The sequence below is a fragment of the Labrenzia sp. THAF191a genome, assembly GCF_009363335.1.
In the GTDB taxonomy this organism is placed as follows: Bacteria; Pseudomonadota; Alphaproteobacteria; order Rhizobiales; family Stappiaceae; genus Roseibium; species Roseibium algicola.
Genome location: NZ_CP045333.1, coordinates 529488 through 544086, shown reverse-complemented (window position 1 = coordinate 544086; position 14599 = coordinate 529488). Strand labels below are relative to the sequence as shown.

Here is a 14599-nt window from a genome sequence, read left to right as displayed (position 1 = left end):
GCGGACGGGGCAACGCTGTGTTGCATTTGGAAACCGTTTCACAAATATGAAATACGGATTACCTACTGCTGGAAATCATAGCCATTTAATACATGACTTCGCCTGAATACTCAGGAAAGGCCTTGCGATGAACGAGAATAATACAAGAAAACAACTGTTAATTGCGAAGTCCGCACTTCAGGCAGGCCTGTTTATGTGTGCGGCTCTTGTCCCTGTGTTGCAGGCGGAAGCGCAAACCCGGCGTCAGCCCGATACCACGCAACTGACCTGTGACCAGACGCAGGACCTGATCAAGAGATTCGGGGGCATCAATCTGAAATCAGGCCCTTATAAGTTCGACCGGTTTGTCGTCGGCCGGAACCAGTGTTTCTCGGGACAGACGGTGCGCCCGACATTCGTGCCGACCAAGGACAACCCGAAATGTTCCGTCCTTGTCTGTGCAGAGATGGGGCAGGCCCGCCAGTAAAAAGGCCGCGCGATGGTGTTCGCGCAGCCCCCTTTTCCAGTCTTGTGAAACGCCGGTTCAGCCTCTCAGCGTGCCACCGGTTGCCTTCTCGACATTGGCAATGATCTTCTTTGCCACGGCGTCGATTTCCTCGTCCGTGAGGGTCTTCTGACGCGGCTGCAGTGTCACGTCGATGGCGACTGACTTCTGGCCTTCCGGCACACCCTGACCTTCGTAAATGTCGAATAGCGTGACATCGCTGATCAGCGTCTTTTCCGCGCCACGAGCCGCTTTGAGCAATGCCTCGGCCGAAATGTCCTTGCCGACTAGGAACGCGAAGTCGCGTTGAACCGGCATAAGGCCACTGACATTGAGGGCACCCTTCGAACGGCCACCCTTGCCCTTGGGTTCGGGCAGCGCATCGAGGAAGATCTCGAATGCGACCAGCGGTCCTTCGATGTCGAGCAGCTGCAGCGTGCGCGGATGAACTTCGCCGAACACCGCCAGAACGTTCTTCGGGCCAAGCTTGAGACAGCCGGACCGGCCCGGGTGGAACGTTGCCGGGGCATCTGCAGACACCATCAGTTTGTCTACCGGCGCGCCGATGGCTGCCAGCGCTGCTTCGGCGTCCGCCTTGGCGTCGAACACGTCAACGGCCTGGGAAACACCCGACCAGTGCCGGCCGGAACCCTGCAGCTTCGCAGACCCACGGCGCACGCCGGTTGCGACCATTTTCTGGCCTTCAGGAGTATCGTTCTCGAACACCTGACCGACTTCGAACAGGGCGACATTGCCATAGCCCCGGTCGGCATTGCGCTGTGCCGCCAGCAAAAGGCCCGGAAGCAGGCTCGGGCGCATGTCGGACATCTCGCTGGAAATCGGATTGGCCAGCGCAAGCGCAGCGTTGCCGCCACCGAAGAGTTCAGCGTGATCCTTGGCAATGAACGACCAGGTAACTGCTTCATTGAAGCCACGGGCGGCCAGTGCCCGGCGCGCCTTGTTGCGGCGGATCTGTCCGGTGGTCAGCACCTTCTGGCCGACGGTACCGGTGCGCGGCAGTGGTGTGAACGGAACACGCTCCAGACCGATGATGCGCACCACCTCCTCCACGAGGTCGGCCTTGCCTTCGATGTCCGGCCGCCAGCTGGGTGCGGCCACCTTGACCGTGTCACCGGCGCCGGAGATCCAGAAACCGAGCGACTTCAGGGTGACATTGGCTTCAGCGGGCAGAACATCGACGCCCGACAGGCGCCTGATTTCCGAATAGGGGAAATCGATGATGTTGCTGGTATCCGGCACGGAACCGGCCTGCACCGTTTCGGACGGCTCGCCGCCGCACAGGTCCATGACCATGCGCGTGGCATATTCCAGACCGGGCATCATGTAGTTGGGATCGACACCACGTTCGAAGCGATAGCGTGCGTCCGTATTGACGCCGAGCTTGCGCCCTGTGGCAGCAATGTCATCCTCGTCCCAAAGGGCGGATTCGATCAGAACGTTGACAGTCTCTTCCGTGCAGCCGGACGGCTCGCCGCCCAGGATGCCGCCGAGACTTTCAACGCCGTTGTCGTCGGAAATGACGCAGATCGTGTCATCGAGCTCGTAGCTCTTGCCGTTGAGGCCGTCGATCTTCTCGCCCTGCTTGCCGCGGCGGACAACAAGATTGCCGTGAACCTTGTCGGCGTCGAACACGTGCAGCGGCCGGCCCTGATCGAAGGTGATGTAGTTGGTCATGTCGACGAGGGCGTTGATCGGGCGCAAGCCGATGGCGGTCAGGCGGTCCTGCAGCCATTTCGGCGAAGGGCCGTTCTTCACGCCCTTGACCAGGCGCAGGCCGAAGGCCTTGCACATCGGCTTGGTGTCGCCGAAATCGAGCGTCACGTCGACCGGGCAGGGGAAGCTGCCGCGAACCTGTTCGTTGCTGCGTTCCTTCAGCTTGCCGAGGCCGGCTGCGGCAAGATCACGGGCAATGCCGTATACGCCGGTGCAGTCCGGGCGGTTCGGCGTCAGGCCGATTTCGATGACTGGCTCATCCAGGCCAGCCCATTCGGCATAGGCCATGCCGACCGGCGCATCCGCCGGCAGGTCGATGATGCCGTCATGTTCGTTGGAAAGTTCCAGCTCGCGCTCCGAGCACATCATGCCGAAGCTTTCCACGTCGCGGATCTTGCCGACGGAAAGCGTGACATCAAGGCCGGGGACATAGTCGCCCGGCTTGCCGAGCACACCGACAAGGCCGGCGCGGGCATTCGGCGCACCGCACACAACCTGCACCGGGTCGCCCTCGCCGGTGTCAACCTTCAGGACGCGCAGCCGGTCGGCATTCGGATGCTGTTCGGCTTCCAGAACCTTTGCGATTCTGAACGGCTTCAGGCGGTCGGCGCGGTTGGTGACTTCCTCGACTTCCAGTCCGATCAGGGTGAGACGTTCAACGATCTCTTCCAGGCTGGCGTCGGTTTCCAGATGCTCCTTGAGCCAGGAAAGGGTGAATTTCATCTTTCGATCTCTTCAAACTTGGTGCGGTCTCAGGACCGCGAAACGGGACGTGGAGGCCTCAGTTGCCGAGCCGGTCCACTTCGGGAATGATGGTCGCAGCGCCGTAGTTTTCGGCAAAGCGGCGGCCGATGTCGGAAAAGTCGCGGGTCCAGCCGCGCACGATCTCCGGCGTGATCTGCTGTTTGGTGGCAATCGCCTGGGCAGCTTCCGTCTCGATCCGGTCCCGCAGGATGCCGAGTTCGACCTGGGCGGCATATTCGGCCCGGTACTTGCCGAGCCAGCCCATGGCGACAATCAACACCATCACCAGAAGGGCCGCGGTGCTGGTCAAGCCGGCCCACTTGGCGGTGCCGCCGATCCGCCGGTCGCTGGCGATCAGCACGATCGAAGCTATGGTCAGGAACGCCACGATATAGATTGCCTGCAGGAAGCTCTGGTACTTTTCGGCCGAGCTTGCCTCGTGGCCGGCACGCAGACGCGTGATCCGGTCACGGAGATACAGCAGCGCATCGGCTTCGGTGCCCAGCTTCTCCCGGAAATAGGTATCGCAGAACCGCAGCCGGCCCCGGTTCTCGATCTTGTCCGCGCAGGCCTCGAGGAACGAGGTCGGCGTCGCGACGCGTGTTTCCTGGTCGCTGGTCTGCGCGGCTGCCGGCAACAGGGCGGCAACGGTCAGCATGGCGGCAAGAACGATGCGGATCAGCAATGACATGATGGCGCCCCCAAATTCAGGCGGTTAACTGGACAAACCGCCGAACAGTGTCGGCAGGTCGAGTGGGCGGAAGCCGTAATGCTGGATCCAGCGGACGTCGGCGTCGAAGAAAGCGCGCAGGTCCGGCATGCCGTATTTCAGCATCGCGATGCGGTCGATCCCCATGCCCCAGGCAAAACCCTGGTAGATATCCGGGTCGAGGCCACAGTTGCGGATGACGTTCGGATGAACCATGCCGCAGCCGAGAATTTCCAGCCAGTCTTCGCCCTGGCCGATCTTCACTTCGCCGCCGGACCGGTCACACTGGATGTCGACTTCCATGGACGGTTCGGTGAACGGGAAGAAGCTTGGGCGGAAGCGCATCTTGATGTCGTCGACTTCGAAGAAGGCTTTGCAGAATTCCCGCAGCACCCATTTCAGATGACCGAAATGGCTGTCCTTGTCGATCACGAGGCCTTCCACCTGGTGGAACATCGGCGTGTGGGTCTGGTCGCTGTCGCAGCGATAGGTTCGGCCCGGAATGATGACGCGGATCGGCGGTTCCTGGTTGCGCATGGTGCGGATCTGCACCGGCGAGGTGTGCGTGCGCAGCAGCAGCCGTTCGCCGTCTTCCTTCGGATTGAAGAAGAACGTGTCGTGCATCTCGCGTGCCGGGTGGCCTTCTGGAAAGTTCAGCGCGGTAAAGTTCAGCTCGTCGGTCTCGATGTCCGGGCCTTCCGCAATGGAAAAGCCCATGTCGGCGAAAATCGCCGTCAGTTCGTCGATGACCTGGCTGACCGGGTGAATACGGCCGGTCTCCGCCGGTGTTGCGCGCAGCGGCAGGGTGATATCCACCTTCTCGCTGGCCAGCCGTGCTTCCAGGGCCGCTTCCGCCAGCACATCCTTGCGGGCGGCGATAGCGTCGGTGACCTTCGCCTTGAGGCCGTTGAGGGCAGGGCCCATCACCTGGCGCTCTTCAGGGGTCATCTTGCCGAGCGTTTTCATCTGCTCGGAAATTGAGCCCTTCTTGCCAAGGGCGGCAACGCGGATGTCTTCCAGGGCGGCTTCGGTCCCGGCGCCTTCGATGGCGGCCAGAAGATCGGATTCAAGTGTGTCGAGGTTGGACATGCGTACTCGGTCGTCGGTTCGCGCGGTGCGCGCGGAGGTGTCGAAACAGAAAGTCGGGGTCTTTTAGCGAATAATGGCGGTGATTGCCACGGCCTCATGCGCATTATTGCGTGAGTTCCCGAAGAGAAGAAAAGCGCCGGAATTAAAGCGCGTTAGCGCGTAAATCGACCGCAGGCGGGGCCCTGCAGCTCGATGAGGCGCACGTCGATCCCGGAAAGAGGCTGAGAGCCACTGCAAAGGCCGGAACGGCGGATATGTGCGGTAAGGTCGCTCATGGGGCGTCAATGTAGCGAAAGGCGAGGCGTTGGCAAGCGGAAAAGGAGAGGCAGCCTTGCGCCTCAACTTGGCCAACGCGTAGTGGCGAGCCCCAGGCACCGGAACTCAATCCCCATCCGGGCGTTTACCTTTGAACTCCCTGCTGTTTGCCAACGTCCGTGGACAGAAGGGCGTGGGCTGGCAACTGAGGGGGTAACATGGCACGTGGAAGAGATGCGGGCAGTCCGGAAAAGATCCCGCCAATGGGCTGGCTGGATATCAGCTACCGGGTGTGGAACGCGGTCCAGCGCGACCACATCGACCTGATCGCCGCCGGCGTTGCCTTCTACGGTCTTCTTGCGATCTTCCCGACCATAACTGCGTTCACGGCGCTGTCTGGGCTTGTGGTTGAACCAGTCGAGGTCAGCCGTCAGCTTGAAATGATCGAGAACTTTCTGCCGAAGGAAGCGTCGCAAATCATCCTGGCGCAGGCCGCAGATGTTGCAGGCAGCGAGAATGCGGGGCTCGGCTTCGCCTTCGTCATTGGTCTGGGCATCGCGCTCTATTCCACCTCCAAGGGCATGGCCAGCCTCATGGAAGGGCTTAACATCGCCTATGACGAGGTTGAGAAGCGAGGCTTCATTGCGCTGAAAGCCAGAACCTTCGTGATGACGATCCTGCTTGTTTTCGCTCTGGTCTTGGGGTTGGTGTCCGCGCTTCTGCTGCCGGTTGTCTTCAGTTATCTCGCCTTGCCTGACTGGTTGGAGAAGGTCCTGTCATCGGCCCGCTGGATCATTCTGGGATTTCTGACCGTCACCGGTCTTTCCTTCGTTTACAGGTTCGGGCCGTCTCGAACCGATGCCAAATGGAAATGGATCACGCCCGGCGCTGTAATCGCCTGCCTGTTGTGGCTTGCCGCGTCCTACGGATTTTCGGTCTATGTGGCGAACTTTGCCAGCTACAACAAAACATTCGGCAGCCTTGCCGGTGTCATCATCCTGCTGATGTGGCTCTGGATTTCGGCCTATATCATCTTGCTCGGGGCCGAGTTGAATGGCGAGATGGAAGCGCAGACCCGCCGCGACAGCACCGTCGGTCCGGACCGGCCAATGGGCACACGTGGTGCCGTGAAGGCCGACATACTGGGAAAATCCATTGCAAGTGCGGAGTAGAGGTGCGCAACGAGCGAAAGACGCTCACGCCTCCACCATATCGGCTCCTTTCGGTCTGCCGATGGAGCCTTGCAGCTCCTCCCGCAGCCAGTCGCCGAAAGCCTTCTTGGCCTTTGTCTGAGGGGCGTTCTTGCCGCTGACCAGCCAGTAGGCGCTGCCCGTGGCGGGGCGCTCGGGGAAGGGGGCAATCACCTGGCCGGACTTCACGGCATAAACCGCAAGCGTTTCCCAGGCCAGAAACACCCCGTGGCCGGCGATTGCCGCATCCAGGCACAGTGAACCGTCGGAAAAGGTGGGGCCATCCTGCAGGATGCTCTCATCGAGGCCGAAGAGATCAAGCCAGGTTTTCCAGGTAAACATTTGTCCGGGGTCACGGATGATCGGCAGCTTGCCGATGTCCTTCGGCTCCTTGATCTGTCTGGCCAGCGCCGGACTGCAGACGGGAAACACCCGCTGGTGCAGCAACTGCTCTGCCTTGACGCCTGGATAGGGTCCCTTGCCGACACGGATACACAGATCGACATCGCTCATGTCCGGATCGACCAGGTCCACCGTCGCTTCCACCCGAACCCGGATCCCCGGATGCATCTTGTTGAAGTTCTTGAGATGCCAAACCAGCCATTTTCCGGCGAAGACCGGGGCAACCGAAATCGTCAGCGCATCTTCCCGTCCGCGCTGGGTGGTGGCGATCGCGGTCGAAAGCGAGGACATGGCGCTGGTCAGATGTGGCTGCATTGCAAGCACATGTGCGGTTGGCAACAGCAAACGGTTCTGCCGCTCGAACAGCTGCACGCCAAGCTGGGTCTCGGTCTTGTGAACCTGCTGGCTGACGGCGCCGACGGTTACGCCGAGTTCGTCCGCTGCCGCCTTGACAGAGCCCAGCCGAGCGACGGCTTCCACGGCGCGAAGGCCGGAGAGGTGAATGCGATTGAGGTTCTTCATTTTAGAAAAGCTAAACTGAAAATCAGAATAAGTCGATTTTTTTAGCGAGTAGTGGCGTCTATATAAGGAGCATAGCTAAATTCAAAGAAGGAATTTGGCCATGCAAAAAACAATAATAAGGAGAATGAAACTCATGATGAAACTATTTATGCGCCGACACCTGACGGCTCGTCCGGCTTCCGCTTATGACCGCACCGACCCGATGTCCCATCCGGCAATCGTGCGCATGTCCCAGCGTGAACTGGCCGACCTTCCGCTCAACCGGCGCTAAGGCTGAAGACCGGCTGAAAGGCCGGTCCCCAAACCTTCCGATCGACCCTCCGCAAGGACAGGCCGGTTGGACAAGACTTCCAAACCAGAAAACGGCGCCTGGGCGGCAAGCCCGGCGCCGTTTCTGTCTTTGGGAGGCAATCCCGCATTTTACTGCGTTCTCTGTCTTGCCAGGCGAACAGGTCGACCGGCTTCCTGTCCGGTTCGGATCAAACGGCGACCGGTTGCCTGTCGGCATATTGCGCGACGCCATGACCGAACGACCAGTTCTCAAGCCTTGTCTCGACCAGGTTGATGAAAATGTCTTCGGAACGGATGCCGACTTCGCGGGCCAGGCCCTTGGCGATCCGGGCGAACAGCGCTTTCTTCTGGTCGACGCTGCGCGTATCGCTGACGATTAGCTGGATGATGATCAGATCGTCCGACCGGTCGATATTCATGAAGTGGCGGCCGAACAGGAAATCTTCGCGTGGATGTTCGGTGATCATCATGAACTTGTCGTCCTGCGGCACGCCGAAGGTCTCGCGCATTGCCTGATAGATCTCGTCCAGGATTGCTGATTTCTGCGCAGCGGTCCTGGAGCCTTTCAGCAGGGAAACATTGGTAAGCGGCATCTTGTCCTCCGTCATTCGGTGATGCTGCCAACCTTATTGCGGCATCAAAGATAACAAAAACAAATCTTTGATATTTCAAAAATCATAAATTAGAATGATTGCATGACCGATCTCGACATGGATCTCTTGCGCGCTTTTGTTCGCGTTGCCGAAACAGGCAGCTTTACCCGGGCAGGACAGATGACGGGGGCAAGCCAGTCTGCTGTCAGCGTCAAGATCAAGAAACTGGAAGACCGTCTCGGCAACACCTTGCTCAGCCGATCGCCCCGCTCCGTCCGGTTGACGAGCTTCGGTGCTCGTTTTTTAAGTGACGCCCGGAGTCTGATCGACCTGCATGACAGGGTAACTGCCCGCGTTTCAGGTCCTTCCGTTCAAAAGCGGCTTCGGTGCGGTATCAGCGATCACGCTGCGGGAGGCCGTCTCCCGGAGATTATCGCCTCCCTCAGCAAGGCCTTGCCGGAACATCGTCTCCATGTTGCGGTCGGTTATTCGGATACGCTGTACAACGACTTCAAGGCTGGTCTGTTCAGCGCGATCATGGTGCGCTCCGAGGACGTCGAGGGCACGGGCCATGTGGCGTTCGAGGAAAATCTCGTCTGGACAGCCGCCAGGGATTTCACCTGGGAAACCGGTACCCCGTTCCCGTTGGTGGCGCTTTCGGAAACCTGCGCCCTCCGGCGCCTGGCAACTGGCACGCTCAAGGATGTGGGGATCGCTTTTGAAGACGCCTTCACCGGCACCGGTGTCGGCGCCATACAGGGGGCGGTCAGCGCAGGGCTCGGCATTGCCTGTCTCGACCGGCGAAATATTCCGGAGGGATGCCGCGAGGTCGGGGAATTCTATCGGCTGCCCGAATTGCCGAAAACAAGGATGACGCTCTTCTGCCGTGAAGACCCGACAATTGTTTCGGCTATCCTTCAGGTCTTCCGGGATGCGGCGTAAGCGCTCTTCCGGGGCGTGTTGATCAGCTCAGAAACGAGCTGATCAGGCCTTCTTCACGAACTCCGTCAGGATGACGATCCGCTGATCGTTCACGCGGCCTTCGATCTGGGAGGCATTGTCCGCAACAAGGGAGATGTTGCGCACGGCGGTGCCGCGCTTGGCAGTGAAGTTGGCGCCCTTGACCTTGAGATCCTTGATCAATGTCACCGTGTCGCCAGCGGCAAGAACAGCGCCGTGCGTATCCTTGTGGACCACGCCGTCGTCACTTTCGCCCGCGCTGCCGCCAAGGCCGGCCTTGGCCCATGCAAGCGTTTCGTCGTCCAGATACAGCATGTCCAGAAGATCACGCGCCCAGCTCTCGTCCCGCATTCTTGAAAGCATGCGGTAGGCGACAACCTGAACCGGGGGAACCTGGCTCCAGGCGGCTTCGTTGAGGCAGAGCCAATGCTTCGGGTCGATATCGGCGGCACCTGAAATCTGGTCGGCACATGTGGCGCAAGCCAGAACCGCCATATCCGCCGTGCCATCCGTATCGGGGCCGACATCCAGCGGCCGCAGCGCTTCGGTAGCGCCGCAGAACTCGCAAACGTTGCCGGCGCGGTCGGAAAGGGTCTGTTCAATACTCATGGCAAGGCCTTGCTGGGACTGGCGCGGCGCGCCAATCGGTTTCTCACTCGTCCATCTTCAGGGCCTGGATAAAGGCTTCCTGCGGGATCTCGACCTTGCCGAACTGACGCATCTTCTTCTTGCCGGCCTTCTGCTTCTCAAGCAGCTTGCGCTTACGGGTGGCGTCGCCGCCGTAACACTTGGCAGTCACGTCCTTGCGCAGGGCGGAGATGGTCTCGCGGGCGATCACGCGGCCACCGATGGCTGCCTGGATCGGAATCTTGAACATGTGTCGCGGGATCAGCTCTTTCAGCTTTTCGCACATGGCGCGGCCACGGCGTTCCGCCTGGCTGCGGTGCACGAGCACGGAAAGCGCATCCACCGGCTCTTCGTTGACCAGGATCGACATCCTGACCAGATCGCCGGCCCGGTAGTCCGAAATCTGATAGTCGAACGACGCGTAGCCCTTGGAGATCGACTTCAGGCGATCGTAGAAGTCGAACACGACTTCGTTGAGCGGCAGGTCGTAGGTCACCATCGCACGGGAGCCGACATAGGACAGGTCGATCTGAAGACCGCGCCGTTCCTGGCACAGTTTCAGGATGCCGCCCAGATACTCGTCCGGCGTCATGATGGTTGCGCGGATCCATGGCTCGCGGATTTCGGAAATCTTCACCACATCCGGCATGTCGGCCGGGTTGTGAAGTTCGACTTCCGCACCGTCCGTCAGGGACATCTGGTAGACCACCGACGGCGCGGTCGCGATCAGGTCGAGGTCGAATTCGCGGTAGAGCCGTTCCTGGATGATTTCCAGGTGCAGCAGACCGAGGAAGCCGCAGCGGAAGCCGAAGCCGAGAGCTGCGGATGTTTCCATCTCGAACGAGAACGAGGCATCGTTGAGGCGCAGCTTGCCCATGGCAGCGCGCAGATCCTCGAAGTCGTTCGCGTCGACCGGGAAGAGACCGCAGAACACGACCGGCTGAGCCGGCTTGAAGCCCGGAAGGGCTTCCGTGCAGGGTTTCTTTTCCAGTGTGATGGTATCACCGACACGGGTATCGGCCACTTCCTTGATGGACCCGGTGATGACGCCGATCTCGCCGGCCTTCAGCTCGTCCACTTGCAGGAATTTCGGGGTCATGACGCCGACGCGGTCGACATCATAAGCAGCGCCCGTACCCATCATCTTGATCTTCTGGCCCCGCTTCAGGGAGCCGTCGATGATACGGACGAGCACCATCACGCCGAGATAGGTGTCGTACCAGCTGTCGACCAGCATCGCCTTCAGCGTCGCTTCCGGGTCACCTTCCGGAGGCGGCAGCTTGGAAACGATCGCTTCCAGCACGTCATCGACACCAAGACCGGTCTTGGCGGAGATCATGCAGGCTTCGGACGCATCGATGCCGATCACGTCCTCGATCTGTTCCTTGATGCGGTCCGGTTCGGCCGCAGGCAGGTCGATCTTGTTAAGGACGGTGACGATCTCATGATCGTTGTCGATGGCCTGATAGACGTTGGCGAGCGTCTGGGCTTCCACACCCTGAGAGGCGTCGACCACCAGCAGCGAGCCTTCACAGGCTGCCAGCGAGCGGGACACTTCGTACGCAAAGTCCACGTGGCCCGGCGTGTCGATCAGGTTCAGCGTATATTGTTCGCCGTCCTTGGCATTGTAGATCAGTCGCACTGTTTGCGCCTTGATCGTGATGCCGCGCTCGCGTTCGATGTCCATCGAATCGAGCACCTGCTCGGTCATTTCGCGGTCGGTCAGCGTGCCGGTCATCTGGATCAGGCGGTCGGCCAGCGTCGACTTGCCGTGATCGATATGCGCCACGATGGAAAAGTTGCGGATGTTGGAAAGCTTCTTCGTCGTCATGGCCGCCCCTTTACCATTGCAATTCGATTTCGCCTAGTAGATTGAAGCCTTCGGGCGTTGAATTCCGGTGCTTTTTTGCACCCTCGGGCGAATGCCGGGTTTCACCGCTCCGGCAGGGATATGGCGCCTCCGGCAAATGACGTAGCCCGCAGGTGACATTTGTCGTGGCAAATCAACCTCAAAGTGTGATCTAGATTGCATCGGCACTGATGTGTCGAGCAGCCTGACAAGAGAGCATGATGTTGATCCGTAATGCAGAACCGAAGGATGTCCCGTCGATCCTGGCGCTTTATAATCAGGCTGTGCGCGAGACGACGGCTGCCTGGACAAATCGTGAGGAAACGCTGGACGACAGGCTGACCTGGTACGAAGGCCGGGTGAAGCAGGGTCTGCCGGTTCTGGTGGCCGTGGACGATGCGGATACCGTTCTCGGGTTCGCCAGCTTCGGGCCGTTCCGGCCTCGCGAAGGGTATCGTCTGACGGCGGAACATTCCGTCTATGTCGACCCGGCGGCACAGCGGCGCGGCATTGGGAAGGCGCTTCTGGAGCGGTTGGTCGACATTGCCGCCGACATGAAATTACATGTGCTGGTCGGCGTCATCGACGGGGACAATGCTGCCTCCATCGCCCTTCACGAGAAGCTTGGTTTTCATGTTGCGGGCCGTCTGCCGGAAGCCGGTACCAAGTTCGGCCGCTGGCTGGATCTGGTCTTCGTTGCCAGGGTTCTGGGGCCGATGCAGCCGCCGAACACCTAGGCGTCATCTCGCCGGTCTCAATTGGCCGTCAGCACCGACCGGCAGTCATTCGGCAGGGCTGCCAGAGCCATGGGCCGTTTCTTGACCACCTTCGGAGGCTCTCCGGGCTTGGGAGGGTTTTTGGGAACCCAGGGTTCGTCGGACAGCCAATAGGCAAGGTCCGCGCCACAGCCATCGCCCGGCGGCGGCGGGTTCTGGTTCTTGCAGCCGGCACTGCCTGCAGGGCAGGAAAGGCGTACATGGAAGTGATAGTGATGCCCCCACCAGGGCCGCACCTTGCGCAACCAGGCGCGGTTGCCGCCCTTCTCGAAATCGCACAGAGCCTTCTTGATCGTCGGGCTGACGAAGATGCGAGCAACGCGCTGGTCGGATGCGGCGCGCCGGATCAGCCGAGCATGGTCATCTGACCATTTCCTGGGGTCGACACGCCGGTCTGCACCCTTGACGTCCATCGGACCGATCAACATCGAAATAGCGGAGATGTCTTCGCGTTCCTGGGCGGTCAGGCGCCGGTTCGGCATTTCGGTCAGCCAGATATCGGCATCGAGGCCAATCTGGTGGCTGGCATGGCCGGATGTCATCGGCCCGCCGCGCGGCTGCGCAATGTCGCCGACAAGCAGACCGTTCCAGCCGACCTTGGGGGCATCGCTCGCCAGATCCTTGAGATAGTCGATCAGGACAGGGTGGCCCCAATTGCGATTGCGCGACAGGCGCATTGCCTGCCAGGTGGGCCCATCCGTCGGCAGTTCCGCTCCACCTGCAAGGCAGCCCTTGGCATAGGACCCGATCGAGCGGGCTTTCAGTTGAGCGGGGCCGGTGGCGGCGCCGAAATAGTCTCGTGCCGGCTGGTCCCCATAAAGCACCAGCTTGGGCTTGTTCGCGACATAGCCTTCCGGAACATCGCGTTTCTTTACCGGGACAGGCACACCGGCCACCAGTTCGACGGTCGGCGAATAGTCCTCGGAGACGGGATCGGCCGGTTTGGCTGTCGGCACTGGCGCGGCTGACGCAACGAGGCAGGAAACCTGCACCGCGGCTGCAAATGCCAAGAAGCCGGACACCGAAGGTGCCCAGCGGTTTCGCTTGCCTGTTTTCCCCGTTCTCACGTCGAAACCTCGTGCGCCAGTCTGGGTGTTCCGCCGTCGTTGCTCCCGCCGCGACGGCCACCTCACTCGTCAGGCAGCATGCACCAAATCGGGTGTTTCCGCATCCGATTCGCGATTATCCACATGCGCCGCGATCATGTCGGCGAACGCGTCGAGGAAAACCGTGTTGTCGCGGATCACCCTGTCTGCAGCACCATTCAGTGTGATGATGTTGCCGGGACGGGCATTGTCGATGTCTTCGGCTTCCGGTGGAAGATCGGCGTCGAGCCTGTGATAGGTCACGTTCGGCAGTTCTGCAAAGAGCTGCCGTGCCTGATCGGATGTTGTCTGGCTTTGCGCATCGGCCAGGATCGACATCAGCGGTGCGCCCTTGGAGGGCTGCAGCCAGCCGAGGGCACCCCAGCCAACGGCGTCCTTGTAAAGGAACGATCGTTCCGGTGCCCGGCCCGTGCCGAGCGACAGGATGACGATCTCGTCGTCGCCCCAGCCAAGATTGCGGGCTTCCAGATACGCTGCCACTGTCGGGTCCTTCATGAAGACCGTTCCATCGATCAGGGCTTCCTCGCGCCGGCGGCTGAGATTTTCAACGCGTGCCGGTTCGAAATACGAGGGGGTGGCGGTGGTCGCACGCACAGCCTGCCAGAAGTAATAGTCGTCCGGCCGGCCGCTGCTGGCTTCAAGGCCGTTTGTCAGGAACACGGGTTTGCGCTGTTCCAGATCGTAGGCGGTCAGGACAAGGTGGGTCAGGCCGCTGGCCATGGAGGTCCAGCCGAAGCGTTCCTTCAGCAGCTTTTCCAGCGGCCGCGGATCGTAGGTTTCATCGAACAGGCCAAGCGAACTGGTGACGGTTCTGGCCAGTCGTGCCGAGATTGATGATTTGAAGATTTCCCGCGCGTCGCGTTCGAAGAAGCTGCGCAGCTCATCAAGGGTCGCGGCAGGTGCGCCGGCGGTGCCGCCTGGGCGCGGGGCGGATAGGCCTGCAGCAATGAGGCCGCCGGTAGAAGAACCGGCCATCAGATCGAAAACCTGGTGCAGCGGCTCGCTAACGCCGCGCTGGCTCAATCGGCTTTCAAGTGTCTCAAGCAGCCGAAGCGGAATGAGGCCACGAATGCCGCCGCCGTCAATGGAAAGAATAAAACGTTTTTTCTGGGTCATGGGATTCCCCGGGATCGTCGCAATGGAAGGCGCTACATCTCTCCGAGAAGACGGGAGACGCTTTTTGCTTACCTTTAGAATGTTGTCATCAATTGCGACACTGCAATGGCAAAGCGAAAAACAGGCGGACGATTTTTCGAAATTGGCGAGCA

The 14599-nt window shown here is 60.4% G+C and carries 14 protein-coding genes; 5 read left to right on the top strand and 9 right to left on the bottom strand.

Annotated elements, in window-relative coordinates:
* The first annotated feature begins 127 nt into the window (after positions 1 to 127).
* A complete protein-coding gene (locus FIV05_RS02515; RefSeq protein ID WP_145915833.1) occupies positions 128 to 466 on the top strand; it encodes a hypothetical protein in 339 nt (112 codons plus the stop codon).
* A gap of 57 nt (positions 467 to 523) precedes the next feature.
* Here the strand turns inward: FIV05_RS02515 and pheT are convergent, their stop codons facing one another.
* Genes pheT through pheS form a run of 3 tightly spaced genes read right to left on the bottom strand, consistent with a single transcriptional unit; the run spans position 524 to position 4760 of the window.
* A complete protein-coding gene (gene pheT / locus FIV05_RS02510; RefSeq protein ID WP_152508559.1) occupies positions 524 to 2941 on the bottom strand; it encodes a phenylalanine--tRNA ligase subunit beta in 2418 nt (805 codons plus the stop codon).
* A 58-nt stretch (positions 2942 to 2999) separates the two neighbouring features.
* The gene (locus FIV05_RS02505; RefSeq protein WP_022999681.1) at positions 3000 to 3653 is read right to left on the bottom strand and encodes a hypothetical protein; all 654 of its coding nucleotides are present in this window, start codon (positions 3651 to 3653) and stop codon (positions 3000 to 3002) included.
* Positions 3654 to 3677: 24 nt separating this feature from the next.
* Positions 3678 to 4760 (bottom strand): phenylalanine--tRNA ligase subunit alpha, encoded by a 1083-nt coding sequence (gene pheS / locus FIV05_RS02500; protein ID WP_152508558.1) that lies wholly within the window; start codon positions 4758 to 4760, stop codon positions 3678 to 3680.
* A gap of 473 nt (positions 4761 to 5233) precedes the next feature.
* Here pheS and FIV05_RS02495 point away from each other — a divergent pair, with 473 nt between their 5' ends.
* Positions 5234 to 6187, top strand: a complete 954-nt coding sequence (locus tag FIV05_RS02495; protein WP_055657403.1) for a YihY/virulence factor BrkB family protein — start codon at positions 5234 to 5236, stop codon at positions 6185 to 6187.
* A 24-nt stretch (positions 6188 to 6211) separates the two neighbouring features.
* On the opposite strand, the gene FIV05_RS02490 is transcribed toward FIV05_RS02495, so the two are convergent.
* Entirely contained in the window at positions 6212 to 7129 is a 918-nt protein-coding gene (locus tag FIV05_RS02490; protein WP_152508557.1) for a LysR substrate-binding domain-containing protein, read from the bottom strand.
* A 133-nt stretch (positions 7130 to 7262) separates the two neighbouring features.
* On the opposite strand from FIV05_RS02490, the gene FIV05_RS31500 reads away from it, so the two are divergent.
* Complete coding sequence (locus FIV05_RS31500) at positions 7263 to 7400, top strand: hypothetical protein (RefSeq protein ID WP_167579506.1); 138 nt, start codon at positions 7263 to 7265, stop codon at positions 7398 to 7400.
* A gap of 208 nt (positions 7401 to 7608) precedes the next feature.
* Here the strand turns inward: FIV05_RS31500 and FIV05_RS02485 are convergent, their stop codons facing one another.
* Positions 7609 to 8013 (bottom strand): tautomerase family protein, encoded by a 405-nt coding sequence (locus tag FIV05_RS02485; RefSeq protein WP_152508556.1) that lies wholly within the window; start codon positions 8011 to 8013, stop codon positions 7609 to 7611.
* A 102-nt stretch (positions 8014 to 8115) separates the two neighbouring features.
* Here FIV05_RS02485 and FIV05_RS02480 point away from each other — a divergent pair, with 102 nt between their 5' ends.
* On the top strand, positions 8116 to 8955 hold the full coding sequence (locus FIV05_RS02480) for a LysR family transcriptional regulator (protein WP_152508555.1): 840 nt from the start codon (positions 8116 to 8118) through the stop codon (positions 8953 to 8955).
* Between the two features lie 42 nt (positions 8956 to 8997).
* Here the strand turns inward: FIV05_RS02480 and FIV05_RS31815 are convergent, their stop codons facing one another.
* Positions 8998 to 9582 (bottom strand): alkylphosphonate utilization protein, encoded by a 585-nt coding sequence (locus FIV05_RS31815; RefSeq protein WP_152508554.1) that lies wholly within the window; start codon positions 9580 to 9582, stop codon positions 8998 to 9000.
* 43 nt (positions 9583 to 9625) lie between these two features.
* A complete protein-coding gene (gene lepA / locus FIV05_RS02470) occupies positions 9626 to 11431 on the bottom strand; it encodes a translation elongation factor 4 (RefSeq protein WP_152508553.1) in 1806 nt (601 codons plus the stop codon).
* A gap of 236 nt (positions 11432 to 11667) precedes the next feature.
* On the opposite strand from lepA, the gene FIV05_RS02465 reads away from it, so the two are divergent.
* Positions 11668 to 12186, top strand: a complete 519-nt coding sequence (locus FIV05_RS02465) for an N-acetyltransferase family protein (RefSeq protein WP_353622183.1) — start codon at positions 11668 to 11670, stop codon at positions 12184 to 12186.
* Positions 12187 to 12203: 17 nt separating this feature from the next.
* Here FIV05_RS02465 and mepA read toward each other — a convergent pair whose 3' ends face one another.
* Together mepA and FIV05_RS02455 are read right to left on the bottom strand one after the other, a co-directional pair.
* Positions 12204 to 13247 carry a penicillin-insensitive murein endopeptidase gene (mepA, locus tag FIV05_RS02460; protein WP_286202252.1) on the bottom strand — a complete coding sequence of 348 codons (1044 nt, stop codon included), beginning with the start codon at positions 13245 to 13247 and terminating at the stop codon, positions 12204 to 12206.
* A gap of 114 nt (positions 13248 to 13361) precedes the next feature.
* Complete coding sequence (locus FIV05_RS02455; RefSeq protein WP_152508550.1) at positions 13362 to 14447, bottom strand: patatin-like phospholipase family protein; 1086 nt, start codon at positions 14445 to 14447, stop codon at positions 13362 to 13364.
* Between the last annotated feature and the right edge of the window lie 152 nt (positions 14448 to 14599).